Source organism: Marinospirillum alkaliphilum DSM 21637, assembly GCF_900119735.1.
Classification (GTDB): domain Bacteria; phylum Pseudomonadota; class Gammaproteobacteria; order Pseudomonadales; family Halomonadaceae; genus Marinospirillum; species Marinospirillum alkaliphilum.
Genome location: NZ_FPJW01000015.1, coordinates 1 through 22,381, shown reverse-complemented (window position 1 = coordinate 22,381; position 22,381 = coordinate 1). Strand labels below are relative to the sequence as shown.

The window sequence follows — 22,381 nt, the reverse complement described above, 5'->3', positions numbered from 1 at the left end:
ATAGTGGAATAGGCCATAAACAGGGGTTATGACATCAATTTAGGCTGCAAGTTTCGCCTGTTTCGCGACTGCGTTACGTTTTGCTGCAATTTTTTCCTGCATGAAATAAGACTAAAGGCTAGAATTCACAGCATTTTTTCATGTGGAATCAGGAGTTGTTGTGCGCCTTGTTCATTGCTTGCTGGCCTTGTGTGCTTTTCTGGCCATACGTTTTTTTGCCCCGCTGGATGACAAGATAGCAGCCGGGCTGGCCTTGCTGGTGGTGATTGCCTGGTTGTGGCTGACTGAAGCCCTGCATGTCAGTGTCACGGCACTGCTGGTGCCCTTTCTGGCGGCGGTGACCGGCATTTTCACCTTGCCGCAAGCCCTGTCGCATTTTTCTGATCCAATCATTTTCCTGTTTCTGGGTGGTTTTGCCCTGGCCGCCGGTTTGCGTCAGCAAGGGCTGGATCGCTGGATGGCGGCCTGGGTGATGCGCCGTGCCGGAGGTGAGGTGGGGCGAGCTGCACGCTGGTTGTTTGCACTGACAGCATTGTTGTCGATGTGGATCAGTAATACCGCCACCGCAGCGATGATGTTGCCGCTGGCACTGGGTTTGCTGGCACCGCTGGATTATGAGCGCTACCGTGCAACCTGGCTGTATGTGCTGCTGGGGGTGGCCTTCAGCGCCAATATTGGTGGTATCGGTACGCTGGTGGGCAGTCCGCCCAATGCCATAGCAGCGGCGGCAGTGGGTATCAGTTTCGGCCAGTGGCTGATGTGGGGCCTGCCGTTGGCGTTGGTGTTGTTACCGATGATGGATCTGGTACTGCGCAAGGCATTGAAACCGGCGCTGAAGGCTGAAGTGAGTGTGCTGGAAGTGGAAATGGCCTGGAGCCGATCTCATACCGGCATGCTGCTGGTGTTTCTGCTGACAGTGGCACTGTGGGTTTTTGGTGCCCCCCTCGGTAAGGCTGTGGGTATAAGCCAGGGTTATGATGCTGCGGTGGCACTGCTGGCTTTATTGCTTTTACATACCTTCGGACTGGCCAGTTGGCGCGAAATTGAAAAAAGTGCCGACTGGGGGGTGTTGTTGCTGTTTGGTGGCGGCATCACGCTGAGTGCAGCCCTGTCGACCAGTGGTGCGGGTGCCTGGCTGGCAGCCCTGCTGGGTGGTGGTTTTGCACTGCTGCCAGCGTTGCTGGTGTTGGCCATTATGGTGATTTTTGCCATGGCGCTGACCGAAGTGGCCAGTAATACCGCCAGTGCGGCATTGTTGATTCCGCTGTTCATCGGCATGACACCGGACATCAATCCGGTGGTGGTTGCCGTGATGGTGGCGGTGGCCTGCTCCTGCGCTTTCCTGCTGCCGGTGGCAACACCGCCCAACGCCATTATTTTTGGCAGTGGCAAGGTCAGTCAGCGGTCGATGATCGTGAATGGTGGCTGGGTGACGCTGATGGCCTGGCCAACGCTGGTGCTTGCTGCGGCCATCGCTCTATTCCTTTGAGGCGGCCAGGATGGCTGCTGCTTCGGTGGTGCTGATCGGCATCACCGACAGGCGATTGCCCTTTTTGACTAAAGGGCAGTCAGCCAATTCTGGCAGTTGTTTCAGGATTTCCAGCGGCAGCAGGGCGGCAAACTTTTTTTCCAGCACCAGATCCACGGCTTGCCAGCGAGGTTTGTCCTGAGTGCTTCTGGCATCGTGGTAGTGGGATTCGGGGTCAAACTGGGTTGGGTCGGGGTAGGCCGTGCGGCAAACACGTATCAACCCGGCAATGCCGATATCCTTGCAGCTGGAATGGTAAAGAAACACCTGATCACCCAACTGCATCTGTTGCATGAAATTGCGCGCCTGGTAATTACGGACTCCATCCCAGCGAATGGGCGTGTCAGGGGCTGCCACAAAGTCATCGATGCCGCATTCGTCCGGCTCACTTTTCATCAGCCAGGTGTTCATGCTGTTTTGTGCTCCAGCCATTGCTGCAGACCTTCCGCCAGCGCTGGTGCCAGATCAATGGCATTGGATGGATGAGGCACCGAGTTGCTGGTGACCACGGCACTGGTGTGTGCCTGTTGCAGCAGTTCCCAGGCACCCGCACTAAACAGGCCGTGTGTGCCAATGCAGATGGCTGGTTTCATACCGGCTTTTTGCAGGTGCTCCACAGTTTGCAACAGGGTGCGGCCACTGGAGATGATGTCATCCACCAGTACCGGGGTGTGATCCAGGTACTGCTGCACATGGGGTACGGAAACCGCTACATCCAGATCACCGCTGCGTACCTTTTCCAGTACTTCAAAGGGTGCGTTGGCCAATTGTGCCACCTGTGCCACCCATTGTTCACTTTCACTGTCCGGGCCCAGCAGCAGGGGTTTTTTGACGGTTTGCTGCAGCCAGCGAGCCACACTGGCGGCTGAGGTCAGTGCCAGGCTGGGGATGCCGTAAATTTCATCCAGGCTTTGATAACGGTGCAGGTGTGGATCCACCGTGATCAGAAAATCAAAGCTGCGTGAGATCAGTGCGGCAAAATGACGTGAAGTGATGCATTCGCCGGCCTGGAAGCGTTTGTCCTGACGCATGTAACACAGATAGGGTGCAACCAGCGCGATGCGACTGGCACCCAGTTCCCGCAGTACTTCAGCAGCAAAAATCAGCGGTAGAAAACGTGGGTTGGGGTCATGCAGGCTGCAGACCACCAGGCAATCACGACCACCGACCGGGCTGTCAACACGCAGGTAACTTTCTCCATCAGGAAACTGGCGATAATCCAGGGTTCCGATTTCAGCCTGCAGCTGTTCGGCCAAAGCCTTGGCCAGAGTGGAGGCTGGTTGTCCCTGTTGCTCGAACAGGGCATCCAGATTAAGCACTAGCGGTTGTTTCATCAGGAAATCTCGATCATCTGCGGGTGAGCTTCCAGAAAGTCCACCGCGTACTGGAGTTCACCGGGGCTGTCGGCATGCAGGGTCAGCAATAACTGCCCGGGTTTGATGGAGGTATTCAGTTTCACTTCCAGCGTGACACCAGCGGTGGGGTCTTCCGGTGCCCCGGCCAGTTTGGCCAGTTGTGACAATTGTCGATTGTCGATACCGGTGATACGGCCACTTTTGGTTGCCTGCCAGTTGTATTGGTAGGGGGCCATGTTGGGTTCAGTAAAACCGCCCTGGGCATCACAAATGGCAATGAACTTTTTCAGGGCCGCACCTGAATCCAGGGTTTCAGTGGCTTTTTGCAGGCCTTTTCCGGGCTCGCAGAGTCCGGCCATTTCCAGCAGTTCAGCAGCCAGGAACAAGGCGCGTTCACGCAGATCCTGCGGTGCTTCCGGCTGATTACGCAGTACTGCCAGCAGGTCTTTGGCTTCCAGTGCCGGGCCAATGCCACGACCGACCGGCTGGGTGCCATCGGTGCGGACCACTTTGACATCCAAACCCAGTGCCTTGCCGGTTTCTATCAGGTGGCGACTGAGCAGGTCAGCCGCTTCTTCTGAGCGTACCTTGGCAGTAGGGCCGATGGGGATATCAATGAGTACATGATGTGAGCCAGCGGCTGCCTTTTTGGACAATACCGAAGCCACCATCTGGCCTTCACTGTCCAGATCCAGCATGCGTTCAACACGGATCAGCACATCATCGGCAGGGGAAAGATTAACCGAACCACCCCAGGCCAGACAGCCGCCGTGTTCGGTGACCACCTTGCGCAGGGTTTTCAGATCCAGGTTCACCGGGGCCATGGTGGCCATGGTATCGGCGGTACCTGCCGGTGAGGTGATGGCACGTGAAGAGGTCTTGGGCATGATGCCGCCACAGGCCGTTACGATTGCCACCACAATGGGTGTGGTGCGGTTGCCGGCCAGGCCACCCACACAATGTTTATCAACCACCCGCTGATGGCCCCAATCCAGCTTGCGGCCGGATTTCAGCATCGCGGTTGTCAGGGCAATGATTTCATCCTGATCCAGACTGTTGCCCGCGCAGGCAGTGACAAAGCTGGACAGGTGCACATCGGAATAGCGCCCGGCCACGATGTCATCAATGATGGCCTGGGTTTGCTCCTGATTCAGGCGGTGACCATAAACCTTGTGGCGCAGGTGGCTGAGTGACAACACCGGGTCAGCATGGCGCACCTGGGCTTCACTGCCCGGTGGTGGATCAAGCTTTTTCCAGGCGGATTCGGACAGCCCCATTTCACCGGGTTGCAGCAGTTGGTCATTGTCGATGATCGAGAGGGTGGCCAGTATCCAGCGTTCACCCACCCGTATTTGCACCCTGCTGCTGGAAGTGAAACCTTCCGAGCGGCAGACGTGGCTGTTGCGACGCAGGTAAACCACCAGTTCCTGGTGGGTGTCGATGCCCAGACGAACGGGCTTGAGCGGGTAGGCCAGACCGTCGCTGGGTTGTGTGACTGCCATGCAAAAATCCTTGAAAGTGAAGGTCTTGAGGCAATCTTAGGAGTTGCACCGCAAAGGGGCAAGTGTTGTGGTTAATGTATCAGTTTTCCATCCAGCTGGCAGGAAGGTCAGCACAGAGCACCACCAGGCGTGATGGATCACCGCTCCGCAGTGCCACCGACAGGGTGACATCCAGAGTGGCATCCGGCAGGCCCAGATAGGGCGCGGAGATCTGCATCTGGCCGGGGTGTTCCAGTGCACTACGGAAATAGCCCCTTCTGGCCCACAAGGCACCCACGCCACGATTGAGCGGCGCATAGGTTGCGGTGGTGTTTTCCGGTCGGGTACTGAGGTTTTCAACAATCTGCACACCCGCTGCATCCAGCAGGTAGATGCGGTCAATGGCTTCATGCTGTTGCAGTGGCAAGGTGGCCTGGTTGAAGTCGATGTTCTGCTCCAGGCTTTTAACCGTTTGATCCAGTAGCTGTTGCAGGTGAATTTTCTTGCGTGACTGGCTGTGTTGGCGGCTGAGCTGTTCTTTCAGGGTGTGCTGGTGCAGTGACTGAATGGAGCGGGATAGCTGCTGCTCATCATACTGGCCATCACTGGTGGGGCGAGCAAAATAAAAGCCTTGCGCCAGATCTGCTTCGCTATCCAGTGCCAGCAGGGCATCGGCTTCGGTTTCCACACCTTCCAGCAGAACCAGTGCGCCGGTTTCACGCAGCAGTGCCACACAGCGTGCCAGCCAGCGCTGACGGCGTGGATTGTTGCGGGCATTAACCAGCATCGAACGATCCAGCTTGACGATGTGGGGTTCCAGTTGCCAGATGCGGTCAAAGTTGGACTGACCGGTGCCAAAGTCATCAATGGCAATCAGGAAGCCCGCTTCTTTGTAATGGCTGACAAAATCCTGCAGTTGCAGTGGATCGGACACAGCATCCTCAAGGATTTCCAGCACCATGCGTTCAGTACCCAGACCACGGCGACGCAGGAATTTTTCCAGCAGATCTGCGCGCTGGTTGGTGGGGTTGATGGTTTCGCTGCGAAGGTTCAGGAACAACCACTGGTCTTCGGTTTGCATGCGCCCGAAATTCAGCAGGTGGCTGGCAATGCATTCGCGGTCAAACTGTTGCACGCGGTTATTTAACAGTGCGTGATTAAAGGCTTCCAGCGGTGAGCAGGGTTGTTGATCCGCGCTCACGGCACGCAGCAGTGCCTCGTAACCCACCACCCGCCTGTGTGTCAGGCTGACAATGGGTTGGAAGTGGCTGTGGATTCTCATTGCAGCTTTTTTACCCTGGCTGGCTGTGATCTGGCTGAAAGGCAGCTCGATGTATTTCATGGTTAACCTTGTATTTAAAATAACATGATCCATGAGTGGACAACACTGCAGGGATTTGTCGCAGATCAGTCATGACTGCTGCGCATGGTGCCAAGAAGAAATGCAAAAACAGGGCCAGAAACCATCAATAAGGGATGAGCACTTGTCGTAAAGCCTACACTTGCACCTTTGTGGTGCGCCTGTATGTCTGATTCTGGGGGTAAGCCTGCTGCTGGTGCAGGTATTTAAGATGGCATAACGGGCTGTCTGCGCATAAAATAGCGCCTTTATTTCGACACTTAAACAGGATGACAAGATGGGTCGCGCTTTTCAGAACCGTAAAGAATCCATGGCCAAAACCGCTGCTGTCAAAACCAAGATTTACAGCAAATACGGCCGCGAAATTTATGCCTGTGCCAAATCCGGTGGTACCGATCCTTCCGGTAACCTGACCTTGCGCGGCCTGCTGGAAAAGGCCAAAAAAGATCAGGTGCCCAGTCACGTCATCGAAAAGGCGCTGGAAAAGGCCCAGGGTGCCGGTGGTGAAGACTTTGCTGTTGCCCGTTATGAGGGTTTTGGTCCCGGTAACTGCATGGTGATTGTCAGCTGCCTGACCGACAACCCCAACCGCACCTTCGGTGATGTGCGCCAGTGTTTCACCAAGGTGAAATGCAAGATTGGCACACCGGGCAGTGTCAGCCACATGTTTGACCACAGTGCCATTCTGGCTTTTGCCGGTGATGATGAAGAGCCGGTGCTGGAAGCCTTGATGGAAGCCGATGTGGACGTCACGGACATCGAAAATGAAAACGGCCAGATCACCGTTTTTGCGCCTCACACTGAATACGCCAAGGCCAAAGCCGCACTGACGGCAGCCTTTGGTGATATTGATTTTGCTGTTGATGAAATTCAGTTCCTGCCGCAGACCATCACTGAGCTGAGCGGTGATGATGTGCCTCAGTTTGAGAAGTTCCTGGATCTGTTGAATGATCTGGATGATGTGCAGAACGTGTATCACAACGCCCAGTGCTAAGGGTGTCATTCAGCATCGGAGGTGGTTATGCGCCTCAGCCCCGGGCGGTATTACCCTGCAAGAGTCGTTTTGTTTGCACTGCTCTGGTGGATACTGACCCAGGGTGAGGTGACCGCCTGGTGGTGGGGGGTGCCTCTGGTGCTGATGGTGGCCTGGGTGACTCCGGTGCTGCCGGGCATCCCCTGGCGCTGGCACGGGTTACCCCTGTTGCGCCTGATCCCTCGTTTTCTGCTGTTAAGTGCACGTGGTGGCTGGGAAGTGGCTGTACTGGCAGCCACCCCAAGACACCGCCTTAACACCCGGTTGGTTGACTACACCTGGAGTTGCCTTCCTGAAGGGCCAGCCCAGGTGTTCATGGCCAGCCTGATCAACCTGATTCCCGGTACTCTGACACTTCGTCCCTTGCCGGATCAGGATTGCCTGCACATTCACATTCTCAACTATCGCCCCTCAACTCTGACTACCTTGCAGCGGTTGGAAGTGGATGTTGCCGATCTTTACGGTCACCCCGTTCCTCCGGCAATCAGGAAAGCCTTGTGAACCCGTCACTGTTCCATCTGTTGATGCTGATCCTGTTGCTGAATGCAGCGGTAGGTTTGTGGCGAGTGCTTAAAGGGCTAACGGCTGCAGACCGGATGTTGGCCGTGGAGCTGATTTCCACCTCCAGTCTGGCACTGGTCTTGATACTGGGTGTTCTAACGGCCAGTGACGCCCTGGTGGATGTGGCGCTGCTGTTTGCCCTGCTGGCGGCGATGGCGGTAGCCAATTTTGCGACCCGCGCCTGGTCGGTGTTAAAGCGTCATCAGCAGTCAAAAAAACAGCCATCACACCAGCCGCAGGCAGACGACCATGATCACTGAAATCCTGTTGTGGATCAGTCAATTGATGGTGACAGCAGGCGTTGTGTTTCTGGTGGCTGGAACCCTGGGTTTGCTGCGTTTTCCTGATGTTTATGCGCGGCTGCATGCACTGACCAAGGCCGATACCCTGGGGTTGGGATTGGTCTGTATGGGGCTGGCGCTTCAGGCACCGGGTCTGGCAATGGCCCTGAAATACCTGTTGATCTGGGTGTTGATGCTGATGGCATCCAGCATTGGTGCCACGCTGGTGGCGGGAACGGCTTATGCCGCGGGAATTGAACCCCATCTTGGTGAACAGAAACCCCTGCATCTGGACAGTGAGGATGCACCATGACGCTGGTGTTGCTGTTTGATCTGCTGCTGGCACTGGGAGTGTTCTGGCTGGCCTGGCAAACCCTGTTTGCTGTCAGCCTGTTTCGGGGTGTGGTCAGTTTCATGGTGTTCGGGCTGCTGATTTCACTGGTCTGGATACGTCTGCAGGCTCCTGACATTGCTTTGGCCGAAGCTGCAATAGGGGCAGGTGTCACCGGTGCCCTGTTTCTTTCGGCCCTGGGGCGTCTGGATGACACCGACTCTCCTTCATTCAGGGTTTTACCCTGGACTTCTCCATTGTTTTTAAGTGCTGCGGCTCTAACGCTGTTGGTGTGTTTATGGCTGGGTATTGCTGTCTGGGATCTGCCCGCACCGGGTCTGGCTGCGGCGGTGGATGCTGAGCTGGAGCGTGCCGGTGCGACGCATCCGGTCACTGCGGTATTGCTGAATCTGCGCGGCTTTGACACCTTGCTCGAGGTGGCGGTGATGTTGTCTGCGGTGATTTTCAGCTGGTCACTGGGGGCGGCGGTGGTGCCGCATGCACCTGCGGAACGCTTGCCGGGTTTACCGGCCCTGGCCAGTCTGTTGCACCCGGTGTTTCTGCTGGTGGCCGCTTATCTGTTATGGCGTGGCTCGCATGCTCCGGGCGGCGCTTTTCCTGCCGGTGCGGTGCTGGGTGCCGGTGGCATTCTGACGTTGCTGGCGGGTGGGGTGGACTGGATGCAGCGTGATGACCGCCAGTGGTTGTTGCGGTTATTGCTGGTTGCCGGTCTGGCATTGTTTTTGTTGCTGGCGCTGGGTGGTTTGCTGCTGACTGGCACCTTCATGCAACTACCACCCGCCTGGGCGGCGGAGCTGATCCTGTTGGTGGAGGTGGGTACGGCCCTGTCGATTGCCCTGATGCTGATGGCTTTTTATCTCTATGGCGAGCCTGCCCGATGACCGGCATCTATGCACTGCTGGCTGTGGCCCTGTGTGGGCTGGCAATGATCGGTCTGTTTACTGCTGGTAACCTGCTGCGACGCCTGCTGGCCATCAATGTGCTGGGCAGTGCCGTGTTTTTGTTGCTGGTGGCCGTTGCACGCAAGGCGGATGCACTGGACCCGGTGCCTCATGCCATGGTGCTGACCGGTATTGTGGTGTCGGTCAGTACCACCGCAGTGGCGCTGGCGTTGATCCTGCATGGTGTGGAAGCCAGACGCAAAAAGGAGCAGGGTCAGCATGATTGATATTTTGATGTCATCCTGCTGGCCACTGGCACTGTCCCTGCTGGTCAGTTGGCCGCTGTTATTGGCCCTGTTGTCCTTCCAGCGTCTGGTGCGTCCGGGCGTGGTGTTGTGGTTGGGTTTACCGGTGATGTTACTGGCCACCCTGGTCAGCTTTCAGGCGGGAACCGGGATCACCGAGTCACCCTTGTTGCTGAGTCTGGGCGGTTGGGCGAGTCCACTGGGCATTCAGTGGCAGCTGGATCAGGCTGCTGCCTGGTTGTTGCTGACCGTCAACCTGATCAGTGTTGCTGCGGCATTGTCCGCCTGGCTGTTTGGCCCTTCACTGGGTGGCTCGGCTTATTTCTGGCCGCTGTGGTGGTTGCTCTGGGGTGGCATGAATGCCCTGGTGGTTTCAGCCGACCTTTTTAATCTTTATGTGACCCTTGAGCTGGTGACGCTGACTGCCGTGGGCCTGGTGGCCCAGTCGCGGAATGACCCCGAAGGCAAGGCTGCCATGCAATACCTGATGGCGTCGTTACTGGCTTCGTTGCTTTACCTGCTGGGTGTGGCGCTGATTTATGGCCAGACCGGTGTACTGGATCTGCTGCTGTTGCCTGAAAGGTTGCAGGAGGGTGCATTGATGCAGGTGGCAGCCGTTTGCATGACGCTGGGGCTGTTATTAAAGGCGGCCGTGGTGCCCTTGCATTTCTGGCTGCCGGAAGCGCACTCCAGGGCTCAGGCACCGGTCAGTGTGGTGTTGTCTTCGGTGGTGATTGCGCTGGCCATCTACCTGCTGTGGCGCTTGTGGCTGGGCCCCTTTTTACCCTTGCTGGAAACAGCCCAGCCATTTTTTACCCTGCTGGCAACCCTTTGCCTGCTGTGGGGTGGTGTGCAGGCCTTGCTGCAAAGGCGTTTAAAGCTGGTGCTGGCCTACTCAACCCTGTCGCAACTGGGTTTTGCGCTGATGCTTTTGTCCCTGCAGCTGGATGATCAGTCTGACCCCTGGTTGAGTCTGGCCGGGCAGGGCAGCCTGATGTTTCTGCTGGCTCATGGCCTGGCCAAGGCAGCATTGTTTATGGTCGCGGGTGTGTTGATGCTGCATTTTGCCAGTGATCGGCTGCGGGTGATCCAGGGTAGCGGTGGTCAGTTGGCTGTGGCCTGGCTGGCATTTGTGCTGGCCAGCATCAGTTTGCTGGGTGCACCGCCGACAGCCGGTTTCGCCGGTAAATGGCAGTTACTGCAAGCCGCACTGCAACAACAGGATGGATGGACGGTGATGCTGTTATTGGTGGGAACACTGATGACGGCGGTTTATCTGTTCCGGGTGATGCAGTTTGCCTGGCGACCGGCAGTGATGCGGCAAACCCTGCATGGGGTGAGCTGGCGAGTCCGCTTATTGTCCTGGCTGGCGCTGTTCACTGCGTTGACCAGCTGGCTGGTGGGCGTGTTGGTGCTGGGTGGCCCGGGCTGGCAACTGTTTTCGCCACCGGCGCTGGACTGGTATGGTCAGGTGTTGCTGTTGCCGGTGTTGTTGGTCTGGCCGGTGGCACTGTTGCTGTCGTGGGGCTGGCGACTCGGCAAGCCATTGTTGGTGTTGCTGACCCTGGGTTGGCTGCTGAACCTGTTGTTGTTGTTTGCGCAGGACCTGCTGAGTTTTTACCTGGTGTTTGCCCTGTTGAGTTTTCTGGGGTGGTGGTTGGTGATTCAGCCGGGTCATGCTGAAGCTTTGGCTGCCGGTCGGGTTTATCTGGGCATGAGCCTGGTGGGTGAACTGGCTTTTTTTCTGGGCATTGGGCTGCTGGCCGGGTTTTCGCTCAGCTTCACTGCGCTGGCTGAACAAACCTTGCCTGCTGCTGGTTTGCTGGCGATAGGGCTGGCGCTGGCCATCAAGGCGGGGGCGCTGGGTGTGCATTTCTGGCTGCCGGTGGCGCACCCGGTGGCACCCACACCCGCCAGTGCCGTTTTGTCGGGTTTGATGATCAAGGCCGGTGTATTGGGTGCTTTACGCATCCATGCCAGTCAAGACGGTCTGGAGAGTTGGGGGTGGGTGTTGGTGCTGCTGGGATTAATCGGGGTTTTTTATACCCTGTGGCGTGGTTTGTTGCAGTCCAACCCGAAAACCTTGCTGGCCTGGTCCAGTGTCAGCCAGGTGAGCCTGATGACTGCGTTGCTGGGTGCCGGTTTGATGTTGCAGGAGCAGGCCCGTGATCTGGCCTTGTTGAGTCTGGTGTTGCTGGCGGCAACCCATGCCCTGGCTAAAGCCAGCCTGTTTCTTGCGGTTGGCTTGAAAAAAACACTGCCAGCAGGTTATTCGGTCTGGCTGCTGGCCGGTGTATTGCTGGCCGGATTAACCCTGGCCGGTGCGCCCTGGTTGGCTGGCATGCTGGTCAAGCAAGGCGTGGATGTGAGCTTTGCAGCTGCCGGTTTGCCGGGCTGGTTATTGTTGCTCAGCAGTCTGATCACCAGCTTGTTGCTGGGTCGCCTGTTATGGTTGCTGGCGCTGTTGCCACCGACTGCCGATGCCCGTTTACATCCAGCCTGGTTGTTGCCCTGGGGTTTGCTGGTGTTGTCGGCTGCCGGTTATGCCTGGTTCTGGCCGCAGACACAGCTGCAGGTAGAGATGTTTTCAATCGAGGCCATTTTGAAAGGTGCATTGCCGCCTGTTGTGGCGCTGCTGTTGCTGCTGGGTTACTGGCGGGTGCAGGGTTCGCCGCGTCAATCAGCAGTGGCTCAGTCGTTCTGGTACAGCCGAATGTGGCGGTGGGTCAGGGTGCATTGGCAGCGTCCGTTTTATACCGGTTTGTCGGGTCTGGAAAAGCAGCTGCAAAACTGGTTTGCAATGGGTTTGTTGTTGGCCTGGGTGGCGGCGTTGCTGGGTGGGTTGCTGGCGTATTCACTGATCGGTTGAAACGTTATACTAGGGGTTTTTCCCGACCTTCAGAGATTCCGATGGAACGTACTTATACCCTGACCATTTCCTGCCCTGACCGTGTGGGCATTGTTGCCAAGGTCAGTAACTTTCTGGCCATGTATGGCGGCTGGATCACCGAGGCCAACCATCATTCCGATCTGGAAGCCAATCGCTTTTTCATGCGCCACGAGATTCGTGCGGCTTCCTTGCCCTTCGGGCTGGATGAATTTCGTACCGCTTTCAGTCCCATTGCCCGTGAATACGAGATGGAATGGAGCATCACCGACTCGGATGTAAAAAAACGTGTGGTGCTGATGTGCTCAAAAGAATCCCACTGCATGGTGGATCTGCTGCACCGCTGGCAGAGTGGTGAACTGGACTGCGACATTCCGCTGGTGATTTCCAACCATGAAGACCTGCGGGATTTGGTGGAGTGGCATGGCATTCCTTTTGTGCGCGTGCCGGTGACCAGAGACAACAAACCGGAAGCCTATGCTGAAATCGAGCGACTGATTGATGAAGCCAAGGCTGACTGTGTGGTGCTGGCGCGTTACATGCAGATCATTCCGCCGGTGTTGTGCAGCAAGTATGCACACCGCATCATCAATATTCATCACAGCTTCCTGCCGTCTTTTGCTGGTGCCAAACCTTACCACCAGGCTTATGAGCGGGGTGTGAAGCTGATTGGTGCCACCTGTCACTATGTCACCGAAGAGCTGGATGCCGGTCCGATCATTGATCAGGACACAGTGCGGGTGAATCACCGCCAGACCGCGCAGGATATGGTGCGACTGGGGCGTGATGTGGAGAAAAGTGTACTGGCGCGTGGCCTGGCCTGGCATCTGGAAGACCGGGTACTGGTGTACGGCAACAAGACCGTGGTTTTTAACTGAGATGTTGGCTGGTTTTGCGGCACTGCTGCTGTTTCAACTGATCGGCGAGCTGCTGGTGCGCCTGACGGGTTTGCCCGTGCCGGGTCCGGTGCTGGGTATGGCGTTATTGCTGGCTGGTGTGCTGTTGCTGAAAAAAGTACCGGAAAGCCTGCGTCAGGCATCCGAAGGCTTGTTGCGTTACCTGCCGCTGCTGTTTGTGCCGGCCGGTGTTGGCCTGATCAATCACGGCCTGCTGTTAAAGCAGGATTTGTGGGTGATTCTGATCACGCTGGTGGTCAGCACTGCACTGACACTGGCTGTCACCGTGCTGGTCCTGCAGTTTCTGCGCAAGCGTTGGGGGATGGATGATGCCGGTTCCTGACGCGTTTCTGGACCTGTGGGTGTACATGGCGGCCAGCCCGCTGCTGCACCTGCTGCTGACATTACTGGCATTCATGCTGGCGCAGTGGGTCAATCGCCGTGCCGGTGGCACGCCATTTCTGCATCCGGTATTGGTGGCCATTGCACTGCTGGTCAGCCTGTTGTTGCTGACCGGCACGCCCTATAGCACCTATTTTGAAGGGGCTCAGTTCATTCACTTTCTGCTGGGACCGGCGATTGTGGCATTGGCAGTCCCCCTGTATGACCACCGTGAGCGGATTCGACGCGAATTCCTACCGCTGATGCTGGCTTGTGTGGCGGGTATTCTCACTGCGGTGGGGTCCACCATTCTGCTGGTGCGTTTGCTGGGCGGGCGGGAAGATACCCTGCTGTCGCTGGCACCCAAGTCGGTGACTTCACCCATTGCCATGGGGATTGCGGAGCAGATCGGTGGTTATCCAGCGCTGGCGGCAGGCATCGTGTTGATCACCGGTGCCATTGGTTGTGTGCTGGGTCCACCGATTTTTAAGCTGCTGAGAATCAAGGACCATGCTGTACAGGGATTTGCCATGGGCCTGGCAGCCCATGGTTTTGGTACGGCTCAATGTTTCAGTTACAGCAACCTGGCCGGTGCCTTTGCTGGTCTGGCAATGGGTGTGACCGGCCTGTTGAGCGCCTTTCTGATACCGCTGATCATGCGATTTTTTGCATGACCCAGGCATTTAACTCCATCACGCTGTGTGCCAGGTGATCGGCACCCCAGTGTGATGGGTTCTCTGCTGTACTGATGTAGCCGAAACCGGCCACCAGCGTCTGCATGCCGGCACGGCGTCCTGCTTCGATGTCTCTCAGGTGGTCACCGACATAAAGGCATTGTTCCGGTGGTGTTGCCAGTTGGCGCGCTGCAAACAGCAGGGGAGCCGGGTCAGGTTTACTGACCCCGAGATCTTCCGGGCAGACCACCACGCCAGGATTCAGGCGCAGTTCCCGCAGCAGCAGATCGGTGTAGATGCGAGGCTTGTTGGTCACAATACCCCAGGGGATGGGGTGACGCTCAAAACGATCCAGCAGTTGTTCCAGTCCTTCGAACAGGCGGCTGTGTTCAGCCACCTTGTCCTGATACAGCTCCAGCAAACGCTGGCGCAGTTCGGCCTGACCCGCCTCACCGACCTTTACACCAAAACCTAATTCAATCAGGGCATTGCCACCATTGGAGACCTGATCACGGATGATGTGAAACGGTAGTTCCGGTTTACCCTGCTCCAGCAGCAAGCGATTGAGTGCCAGGGCGAGATCTGGTGCAGTATCCACTAGGGTACCGTCAAGATCAAAAAGCACCGCCTGCACAGCAGGCGGCCTGGGTCTGTCACTGTCCAAGATAACCTCTCAGTGTGGTTTGTTCCCGATACTGGTGCAGCAACAGCGCACCGTCAGGAGTGATGTCAAAGGCACTGGTTGCTTCCAGTACCCGGAAAAAAGTCTGCTCCTGTTGCATCAAGGCCGGCGCACAAGCCATTTTGGTGGCCAGCAGAGGGCCAATTTGCAAGCCTTCACCGGATAAATGATAACTGCCAGCGTAGCGGTTGCATGAGCCGGTACCGCTGATGCGTCCATCGGCACTGAAACGGAGGCTTACGCGGGATGAGTCAATGATGCCACGCCCGGCAATATCTTCAATCATCCATTCTCCCTGAGTCAGCAAGCTGACAGGATCACCACCACAGCCCTGTAAGCGCTCGCCTTCGGTGATCACCTGCACCTGCCAGGGGTAGGGCATGCCGGTCATGGAGTCATGACAGAGTGCGGGTGTCAGTAATGCGGTGACCTGCTCACGCTCACCTGCACTCAGACGCAGTTGGGTGTTATCGGGTTGCTGGCGCAAAGGAGCAAAGCGATGCTCCTGACGATCATAACCGCGGCTTAACATCAGCCCCTGGTCATCAATCTGCAGCAGCCAGGGTGGTTCATTGCCACGGGCCTGGAAGGGCAGCTCAGGCCCGGTGAAGGTGGCATTGTCAGTGCCTTCCCGGACAGCCTGGCCGCTGCAGCCGACCAGTGTCAGCACTAACGCAGCAGGCAAGGCTGCAAAAAACAGGTTTCGAGTCATCATTCTGGTCGGGTGCAGCGCATCAGGTAATTAACGTCCACATCGTGGGGTGTCAGTTTGTAGCGGCGGCTCAGTGGGTTATAGGTCATGCCCATCAGTTCTGCCACATCCAGTCCGGCATCACGCACCCAATGGCCCATTTCCGAAGGACGGATGAACTTGCTGTATTCATGGGTGCCACGTGGCAACAGGCGCAACAGGTATTCGGCACCCACAATCGCAAACAGGTAGGATTTGGGGTTGCGGTTCAGGGTGGAGAAAAACACCTGGCCACCGGGCTTGACCAATCGAGCGCAGGCGCGAATCACCGCCGCCGGGTCTGGTACGTGCTCCAGCATTTCCATGCAGGTCACCACATCAAAACTTTCCGGTGCTTCCTCGGCGAGGGCTTCAGCCGTCATCTGCCGGTAGTTGATCTGCAAGCCGGATTCCAGTTGGTGCAAACGCGCCACGGCCAGTGGGGCTTCACCCATGTCGATGCCGGTGACACTGGCGCCACGCTGGCTCAGTGCTTCGCTCAGCAAGCCGCCGCCGCAACCGATATCCGCCACATTTTTACCAGCCACGCCAGCCATCTTGTCTATCCAGTTGGCACGCAACGGGTTGATGTCGTGCAGGGGCTTGAATTCACTTTCCGGGTCCCACCAGCGGGATGCCAGGGCTTCGAACTTGGCGATTTCGCCCTGATCAACGTTCTGGCGTGTTTCTGCGCTGCTCATTGGTTGTATTTCCTTCAAGGATGATGGGCCTGAATGGCGTCACGCCAGCCCCGGACTTGATCTTTCAGGGCCAGCAGGTCGATGTCGACCAGTTTACCATCCTTCACCCGTTGTTGTCCGTTCACCCAGACCTGCTGCACCTTGTCACCCATGCGGCCATAAACCAGTTGCGATGTCAGGTGATGCAAAGGCCAGCAATCCGGTTGATCCAGCTTCAGACTGCAAAGATCAGCGGCAAAACCGGAGCGAATCTGCCCGGTGAAGGGCTTGGCGCTGTAAGCCTTGCCAGCATCACAAGTGACCATTTTTAATGCTGCGGTGGCTGGCAGGGCTGCGGCATCCTGATGCACAGCTTTGGCCAGCAGGGCTGCTGTCTGCATTTCAGACCACAGATCCAGGTCATTGTTGCTGGCGGCACCATCGGTGCCCAGCACCACGCGGACACCGGCATTCTGTAATGCCTGCACCGGACAGAAGCCACTGGCCAGCTTCAGATTGGACTGGGGGCAGTGCACCACGGTCACACCGCGTTCTGCCAGCAGTTGCATGTCTTCCGGACTGATGCAGGTGACATGCACTGCCTGAAAGTGTTCATTCAGCAGGCCGAGCTGATCCATTCTCTGAATGGGTGTTATACCGTTATCTTCAGGGCCTGCGGCCTCAGACACTTCATGCGCGGTTTCGTGCAGGTGCATCTGTACCCGCAGCTCCAGGCTTGCGTTCAGGTCGGCCAGGCGGTTGAGGGTGGTATCATCCACTGTATAGGGGGCGTGGGGGCCAAAAGCCACCCGCACCAGAGGATGTGCCTGGTACTGCTGGTGCAGTGTCAGGGTTTTGTCGAGTGCTTCATCCGGGTTGGCGGACCAGGCATTGGGAAACTGAATGATTGGCGTGCAGACCTGGGCACGGATGCCACTGGTTGCTGCCACTTCGGCAATCACTTCAGGGAAAAAATACATGTCGCTGAAACAGGTGGTGCCGTTCAGCAGCATTTCAGCAATCGCCAGTTGCGTGCCGCAACGCACAAACTCCGGATTCACCCAGCGGCCTTCCGCCGGCCAGATGTGATCCTGCAGCCATTCCATCAATGGCAGATCATCCGACATGCCACGAAACAGGCTCATGGCAGCATGGCCATGCAGGTTGTGCAATCCCGGCAATAACACCTGCTCAGGCAGTGGCAACGGGTGCAGTTGCGGATAACGCAGTCGGGCCTGATCCAGTGGCAGCACATCCAGAATCCGGTCTCCAGCCAGCACCACGGCCTGGTCCGTCAGTGGCTGCAATCCCTGATCCGGATGCTGTTCATCCATTGTTAAAAGCCACTGGGGGCAGAGCAGGGAGGTGGGGTGTTCGCTTGAGTGTGCAGTCATAAGCTGAATATCTGGCCTTTCCAGTTGCGGTTCAGGCTCCTATACTGGCGCCCCTCTGATGCGCCAGGCATGAAACCTGATGCATTGATCATGAAACAACAAGGATACACGAATGACACCCGAAACTGCTGTCCAGGTCAAACCCCTGCTCTGGTCTGATGGATGCCTGTTGGTACTGGATCAGCGGCTGTTGCCGCAACAGGAGGTCTGGATTGAGTGCAGTCAGGTGCAGCAGGTGGTGGTGGCCATTCGGGATATGCAGGTGCGTGGTGCTCCGGCCATTGGCATTGCTGCGGCTTATGGGGTGGCACTGGCTGCCCGGCAGCGCTTTGCTGAGGTGGGAGCGGACTGGAAAACAACGCTGGAAAAGGATCTTGCAGCCCTGGCGGCTTCTCGCCCGACTGCAGTGAATCTTTTCTGGGCTTTGAAACAGATGCGCCGACTGGTGGAAGGCTTGCCCACAGCAACTGATCCTTTTGCTGAACTGCTGGCCGGTGCCACGGCCATTCATCAGGCTGATCTGGAAGCCAACCTGCTGATGGGCAAGCTGGGTGCGGCGGTGATTGCCGCTGATCAGGAGCGCGGACGGGAAGTGATGACCCATTGCAACGCAGGAGCGCTGGCCACGGCGGGTTATGGCACCGCGCTGGGTGTGATTCGTTCAGCCTGGGAGCAGGGGTTGATCGACAAGGTGCACGTCAATGAAACCCGCCCCTGGTGGCAGGGCTCACGCTTGACGGCCTGGGAGCTGGTGCAGGAAGGTATTCCGGCGCAGCTGAATGTGGACAGTGCGGCAGCCCATCAACTGAAACTGGCACCCATCAGTTGGGTGGTCGTGGGTGCCGATCGCATCACCGCCAATGGTGACGTCGCCAACAAGATCGGCACCTATCAACTGGCAATTCAGGCACTGCACCACGGCGCAGGGCTGATGGTGGTGGCACCGACTAGCACCATTGATATGGAACTGGAAAGTGGTGATCTGATTGAAATCGAGGATCGGGGTGCTGAAGAAGTGGTTTATGCCGCCGGCCAGCGCATTGCCGCCGAAATTGACGTGGTTAACCCGGTGTTTGATGTGACGCCAGCGGACCTGGTCGATGTACTGATCACCGAAAAGGGTGTGATCCACCGGCCGAACCGGGAGCAGCTTGAAAAGCTCATGTCACGCAAGGCAATGCACTGACTTTAAACAAAAAAACAAAAAACACTTGCTTTTGAAAGCAGTGCACCTATAATGCGCACCTGTTGAAACACAGGACTATAGCTCAGTTGGTTAGAGCGCTACCTTGACATGGTAGAGGTCTCCGGTTCGAGTCCGGATAGTCCTACCAAAATTTCCAGCAAAAACGGCCGCTTACAGCATTGACTGAGCGGCCGTTTTTGTTTTGGGTGTTTTTTGCATCTGTTACTTTGGTGCAAATAAACTTTTCAGTGAGTAACAAATAAAGTAGTGTAAAAGCTGTCATAGATTGCAAATAATTTGTGTGTGTTAATGAGGGTGCAAGAATATGGGAGCTTCCCTGTCTTCTAGTCAGTCTGCCGCCAATTCACAGCAAGGTTTTATCCTTGCCCTATCATTACTGATGATGCTGTTTGTCAGTGCTGTAGTAGTTTCATCCATTAATTTTACTGGTGTTCAGGCTCGAGTTGCGCAGAGTGCAATGATGGAACCCACTATTCGATCTGCTGCAGAGCAGGGTTTTTTTACTTTAAGGGAAGTGGGTTCGGCTGCCACGGGTGCAAACTTGTCATCAGCATGCCAGAGTTATTTTGCAGCTATTCTCCCATCTGATGCATACAGCTATATGGATGAAAATGGTGTACAAGTTTGGTGGCGACTTGATGAGGCTCGATCGGCAGGTGATTCTGACTGTGCAGCCTTATTGGATGGCCAGCCACTTTCTCTGGTTGTAACTGCTTGGCAGGGTACAGAAGATGGTTCAAATATCATTGCATTGCAGCGCCTTGGGCTGAATGTGATGTTTGAAAATGTTCCACCAGATGGATCTGATGGAGATTTGATTAATACCTTTGGTAATGATGCTGCCAGAACTCTAGGTGAATTTCGTGTCTCAGCGGGTTCTGCTCATGTCTATGGGGCTGCTGGATTTGGAGTTGGTGTAGGTAGTCATTGGAACTCATTAAGTAGGAACACAGATTTTTCCCCTTCTGACCTTGGTTCAGATCCGCTCAAAGCTGCTCAAAACTTAACGGCAAGTGGTATCGCAAGTATTGCAGCTTCTGTATTGCCATCAGGAAACCACACCATTAATGCTGCTACTTTGCCTACGCGGACAGTTTTTGACAGAGAAATGAAGGTGATGCATCTCAGTAGTCTAGATACAGGGAACGTCACTATTAGTGGTGGGGATGTTGTGCTTTATGTTGCTGGTGATGTTGATATAGGAAATATCACGATCATGCCAGGAAGTAGCCTTACTCTCATTGCAGATGGGCGTCTTAACTTTAAAGGTAGCAGCGTTACTGACTCTGGAAGCATGAGTGATAGTGGTTGGCCCTCATTTGTGGGTATTAGCTTTCACGAAAATAGTGCAGCAACTTCTAATGGCAATAATAATAATGCGGCCATTAAGCTTCAGGCTGGTAGTAACATGCGTGGTTTGCTTTATGCTCCTTCTGGAGAGTTTGACCTGCGTGGTAATGCTCATCACACTGGGCAGGCATTTGCAAAGCAGATAGTAATGAGCGGTAATTCAAGTTTTACTCATACACAGGACTATGCTCCTGTCGGCCAGTTCAGGCCACGCACAGATATAGATCTTGATTATGATTACTACTGATCAAAAGAGCTAAATTCTGTTTACCCGCGAAGGACGGTTTTTGTTTGTACCATAGGTTCAGTTTTTGGCTGAACTAGCCGTTACCTTTGATTTGTGCAGCCTTTGAGGTGAATTAAGCGCATATTCTCCTTGCATTTTCAGTGCCTGAAACGGTAGTTTAACAGAATGTAAAAAACTGCTGACCACCGGGCTGAATTATGCGTACCTCATGGAACAGGTTGTCCCTTCGCTCCAGGCTTTTTGTGTCTTTTGGCGTGTTGTTGGCGCTGATGATGTTGTTCTCCCTTTCACTGCAATCCAATTTTCACACCAAGGCAAGGGTGCAGAGCCTGTTACAGCAGGAGTTGCCAAGCCAGTTGGAGCATCTGGGCGCTGAGGTTGCACTGCGTCTGGCACCCAGCCTGCAGGTGTCACGCAGCCTGGCAGCGAATTCCTATCTGGAGCGCTGGATTCGTCAGGGCATGCCGGAATCGGCTCTGTCTGATGTGCAGGCTGAAATGTCCCGTGTGCACAGTCAACTGGATGCAGGCATTGTATTCATTGCTGCCAATGACGGTCAGCGGATTTTTTATCACCACTACCAGAATGGTCAGCTTAATCGTCGACAGATGCATCGCAGCAGTGCGGATGACAGTTGGTATTTCCGCTACATCGGCACCGGCCAGCCTTATGAACTGAATCTGGATTCCAATGAGTTCAGTGGTGAACAGTTGCAGATGTTTGTGAACTACAGCAGCACCGGGCGTAATTCCGCTGGTGAACCCTGGAGTGTTGCCGGGGTGGGTATCAACATGCTGCAGCTGGCCGAAATGATCAGTGATTATCGACTGGGGAAGAATGGCCGGGCATCACTGGCCAACCGTGATGGCATTGTAGAGGTACGTTCACCGGATGCCTTGATTGGTGACTTGAGTGCCACGGCAGAGCTGCGTTCCTTACTGGGCAGTCGCAATGTGGTGGTGGAAGAGATTCGCCATGCTGCTCAGGATCTTTTTGTAGGACTGATCTGGATTCCTGATCTCCAGCGTTACCTGGTGGTTGAAGTGCCACGTGCTGAGTTTATGGGACCCATTGAGCAGCAGCTGTATCAATCGCTGATGATTGGTGTGGTACTGGTGTTGTTAAGCTTGATGATTCTTTACCCGCTGGCAACTTCGCTCAGTCGCCCTTTGGTGCGTTTTCAGCAGCAACTGGGTCATATCACCGAAACCCTGGATCTGTCCCAGCGGCTGGAAACCCATGATCAGGCTGAACTGGGTGAGCTGGCTCGCCAGACCAACAGCCTGCTGGAGCGCCTGTCCAAGGCCATCCATGAAGTCTTCCGCAGTTCCGGCCGTTTAACCGAATCAGCCAACCGGCTGGCTTATACCGCTGGCCTGGTCAATCGCAACAACAACCTGCAGCAGGAAGTCAGCCAGTCGATGGCGGCTGCAGTGGAGCAGATGTCTTCTTCGGTGGCGGAAATCACCTCCACCATGGAAGAGCTGTCCGCTTCTTCCACCCAGATTGCTGACCACTCCCAGTCCGTGGTGGATGTGGCCAACCTGACGCTGGACAACAGTCGCAAGGGTGCTGATGCCATGCAGCAGTTGCAGCAGCAGATGACGGAAATTCACCGGGATAACGAGCAGAGCCTGCACGAGATCATGGAGCTGGGTGCCAAATCCAGACAGATCAGCAAGGTGATGGACCTGATCAACACCCTGGCGGACCAGACCAAGCTGATCGCCTTTAACGCCGCACTGGAAGCATCCAGTGCCGGTGAATCTGGTAAACGCTTTTCTGTGGTGGCCGGTGAAATCCGCCGTCTGGCCGACAGTGTCACCGACTCCACCCGCGAGATTGAAGACCGGATTCAGGAAATCCAGGACTCGATCAGTCGCTTGGTGATCACTTCGGAGAAGGGATCGTCCTCAATTCAGGCGGGCATGCAGGTCAGTTCAGCAACGGCAGAAGACCTGAGTGCACTGGTGCGTGCCGCCAGTCAGACCAGCAGTGCAGCACAGCAGATTTCGATGTCGACCAAACAGCAGAAAACCGCCAGCAGCCAGGTGGTGATTGCACTGCGGGATATTGCCAATGCCAGTGCCCACAATGCCCAGTCGGTACGGAATAT

The 22,381-nt window shown here is 55.9% G+C and carries 23 protein-coding genes and 1 tRNA gene; 16 read left to right on the top strand and 8 right to left on the bottom strand.

Annotated elements, in window-relative coordinates; translation table 11 throughout:
• Nucleotides 1-160: 160 nt before the first annotated feature.
• Nucleotides 161-1,489: an SLC13 family permease gene (locus BT114_RS14545; RefSeq protein ID WP_072327230.1), complete on the top strand. Its 1,329-nt coding sequence runs from the start codon at nucleotides 161-163 to the stop codon at nucleotides 1,487-1,489.
• On the opposite strand, the gene BT114_RS14540 is transcribed toward BT114_RS14545, so the two are convergent.
• The 4 genes from BT114_RS14540 to BT114_RS14525 all read right to left on the bottom strand — a co-directional run bounded on the left by BT114_RS14540 (nucleotide 1,478) and on the right by BT114_RS14525 (nucleotide 5,697).
• Nucleotides 1,478-1,939, bottom strand: coding sequence for an EVE domain-containing protein (locus tag BT114_RS14540; RefSeq protein ID WP_072327229.1), 462 nt, complete (start codon nucleotides 1,937-1,939; stop codon nucleotides 1,478-1,480). The genes BT114_RS14545 and BT114_RS14540 overlap by 12 nt on opposite strands.
• Nucleotides 1,936-2,862 carry a ribose-phosphate pyrophosphokinase gene (locus BT114_RS14535; protein ID WP_084662312.1) on the bottom strand — a complete coding sequence of 309 codons (927 nt, stop codon included), beginning with the start codon at nucleotides 2,860-2,862 and terminating at the stop codon, nucleotides 1,936-1,938. The genes BT114_RS14540 and BT114_RS14535 overlap by 4 nt, the downstream gene beginning before the upstream one ends.
• Entirely contained in the window at nucleotides 2,862-4,385 is a 1,524-nt protein-coding gene (locus BT114_RS14530) for a thymidine phosphorylase family protein (RefSeq protein ID WP_072327228.1), read from the bottom strand. Before BT114_RS14530 ends, BT114_RS14535 begins: the two co-directional genes overlap by 1 nt.
• 79 nt (nucleotides 4,386-4,464) lie before the next feature.
• Entirely contained in the window at nucleotides 4,465-5,697 is a 1,233-nt protein-coding gene (locus BT114_RS14525; RefSeq protein WP_425434796.1) for a sensor domain-containing phosphodiesterase, read from the bottom strand.
• On the opposite strand from BT114_RS14525, the gene BT114_RS15345 reads away from it, so the two are divergent.
• The 11 genes from BT114_RS15345 (at nucleotide 5,672) to BT114_RS14475 (ending at nucleotide 13,975) form a co-directional block, all read left to right on the top strand.
• Nucleotides 5,672-5,734 (top strand): hypothetical protein, encoded by a 63-nt coding sequence (locus BT114_RS15345; RefSeq protein WP_425434795.1) that lies wholly within the window; start codon nucleotides 5,672-5,674, stop codon nucleotides 5,732-5,734. The genes BT114_RS14525 and BT114_RS15345 overlap by 26 nt on opposite strands.
• A gap of 267 nt (nucleotides 5,735-6,001) precedes the next feature.
• Nucleotides 6,002-6,718: a YebC/PmpR family DNA-binding transcriptional regulator gene (locus tag BT114_RS14520; RefSeq protein WP_072327227.1), complete on the top strand. Its 717-nt coding sequence runs from the start codon at nucleotides 6,002-6,004 to the stop codon at nucleotides 6,716-6,718.
• 27 nt (nucleotides 6,719-6,745) lie between these two features.
• Nucleotides 6,746-7,258, top strand: coding sequence for a Na+/H+ antiporter subunit E (locus BT114_RS14515; protein WP_072327226.1), 513 nt, complete (start codon nucleotides 6,746-6,748; stop codon nucleotides 7,256-7,258).
• On the top strand, nucleotides 7,255-7,578 hold the full coding sequence (locus BT114_RS14510) for an MrpF/PhaF family protein (protein WP_072327225.1): 324 nt from the start codon (nucleotides 7,255-7,257) through the stop codon (nucleotides 7,576-7,578). Before BT114_RS14515 ends, BT114_RS14510 begins: the two co-directional genes overlap by 4 nt.
• Nucleotides 7,568-7,912: a monovalent cation/H(+) antiporter subunit G gene (gene mnhG, locus BT114_RS14505; protein WP_072327224.1), complete on the top strand. Its 345-nt coding sequence runs from the start codon at nucleotides 7,568-7,570 to the stop codon at nucleotides 7,910-7,912. Before BT114_RS14510 ends, mnhG begins: the two co-directional genes overlap by 11 nt.
• Nucleotides 7,909-8,832: a hydrogenase subunit MbhD domain-containing protein gene (locus BT114_RS14500; RefSeq protein WP_072327223.1), complete on the top strand. Its 924-nt coding sequence runs from the start codon at nucleotides 7,909-7,911 to the stop codon at nucleotides 8,830-8,832. The genes mnhG and BT114_RS14500 overlap by 4 nt, the downstream gene beginning before the upstream one ends.
• A complete protein-coding gene (locus BT114_RS14495; protein WP_072327222.1) occupies nucleotides 8,829-9,119 on the top strand; it encodes an NADH-quinone oxidoreductase subunit K in 291 nt (96 codons plus the stop codon). The genes BT114_RS14500 and BT114_RS14495 overlap by 4 nt, the downstream gene beginning before the upstream one ends.
• Complete coding sequence (locus BT114_RS14490) at nucleotides 9,112-12,006, top strand: proton-conducting transporter transmembrane domain-containing protein (RefSeq protein WP_177247107.1); 2,895 nt, start codon at nucleotides 9,112-9,114, stop codon at nucleotides 12,004-12,006. The genes BT114_RS14495 and BT114_RS14490 overlap by 8 nt, the downstream gene beginning before the upstream one ends.
• Before the next feature lie 41 nt (nucleotides 12,007-12,047).
• Nucleotides 12,048-12,902, top strand: coding sequence for a formyltetrahydrofolate deformylase (purU, locus tag BT114_RS14485; protein WP_072327221.1), 855 nt, complete (start codon nucleotides 12,048-12,050; stop codon nucleotides 12,900-12,902).
• A gap of 1 nt (nucleotide 12,903) precedes the next feature.
• Nucleotides 12,904-13,263, top strand: coding sequence for a CidA/LrgA family protein (locus BT114_RS14480; protein WP_072327220.1), 360 nt, complete (start codon nucleotides 12,904-12,906; stop codon nucleotides 13,261-13,263).
• On the top strand, nucleotides 13,250-13,975 hold the full coding sequence (locus BT114_RS14475; protein WP_072327219.1) for an LrgB family protein: 726 nt from the start codon (nucleotides 13,250-13,252) through the stop codon (nucleotides 13,973-13,975). Before BT114_RS14480 ends, BT114_RS14475 begins: the two co-directional genes overlap by 14 nt.
• On the opposite strand, the gene BT114_RS14470 is transcribed toward BT114_RS14475, so the two are convergent.
• Genes BT114_RS14470 through BT114_RS14455 form a run of 4 tightly spaced genes read right to left on the bottom strand, consistent with a single transcriptional unit; the run spans nucleotide 13,956 to nucleotide 17,461 of the window.
• Entirely contained in the window at nucleotides 13,956-14,600 is a 645-nt protein-coding gene (locus BT114_RS14470; protein ID WP_281249053.1) for an HAD family hydrolase, read from the bottom strand. The two genes, BT114_RS14475 and BT114_RS14470, sit on opposite strands and share 20 nt — an antisense overlap.
• A 28-nt stretch (nucleotides 14,601-14,628) precedes the next feature.
• Nucleotides 14,629-15,372, bottom strand: coding sequence for an META domain-containing protein (locus tag BT114_RS14465; protein ID WP_084662308.1), 744 nt, complete (start codon nucleotides 15,370-15,372; stop codon nucleotides 14,629-14,631).
• On the bottom strand, nucleotides 15,369-16,088 hold the full coding sequence (ubiG, locus tag BT114_RS14460) for a bifunctional 2-polyprenyl-6-hydroxyphenol methylase/3-demethylubiquinol 3-O-methyltransferase UbiG (protein WP_072327216.1): 720 nt from the start codon (nucleotides 16,086-16,088) through the stop codon (nucleotides 15,369-15,371). Before ubiG ends, BT114_RS14465 begins: the two co-directional genes overlap by 4 nt.
• Nucleotides 16,089-16,102: 14 nt before the next feature.
• The gene (locus BT114_RS14455) at nucleotides 16,103-17,461 is read right to left on the bottom strand and encodes a TRZ/ATZ family hydrolase (protein WP_072327215.1); all 1,359 of its coding nucleotides are present in this window, start codon (nucleotides 17,459-17,461) and stop codon (nucleotides 16,103-16,105) included.
• Between the two features lie 112 nt (nucleotides 17,462-17,573).
• On the opposite strand from BT114_RS14455, the gene mtnA reads away from it, so the two are divergent.
• From mtnA to BT114_RS14435, 4 genes are all read left to right on the top strand, one after another.
• Nucleotides 17,574-18,647, top strand: a complete 1,074-nt coding sequence (gene mtnA, locus BT114_RS14450; RefSeq protein ID WP_072327214.1) for an S-methyl-5-thioribose-1-phosphate isomerase — start codon at nucleotides 17,574-17,576, stop codon at nucleotides 18,645-18,647.
• A 71-nt stretch (nucleotides 18,648-18,718) separates the two neighbouring features.
• Nucleotides 18,719-18,795 (top strand) — tRNA-Val (locus BT114_RS14445).
• Between the two features lie 177 nt (nucleotides 18,796-18,972).
• Nucleotides 18,973-20,265, top strand: coding sequence for a DUF7305 domain-containing protein (locus BT114_RS14920; RefSeq protein WP_143142857.1), 1,293 nt, complete (start codon nucleotides 18,973-18,975; stop codon nucleotides 20,263-20,265).
• A gap of 197 nt (nucleotides 20,266-20,462) precedes the next feature.
• A partial coding sequence (locus BT114_RS14435) for a methyl-accepting chemotaxis protein (RefSeq protein WP_143142856.1) occupies nucleotides 20,463-22,381 on the top strand: 1,919 nt, incomplete at its 3' end.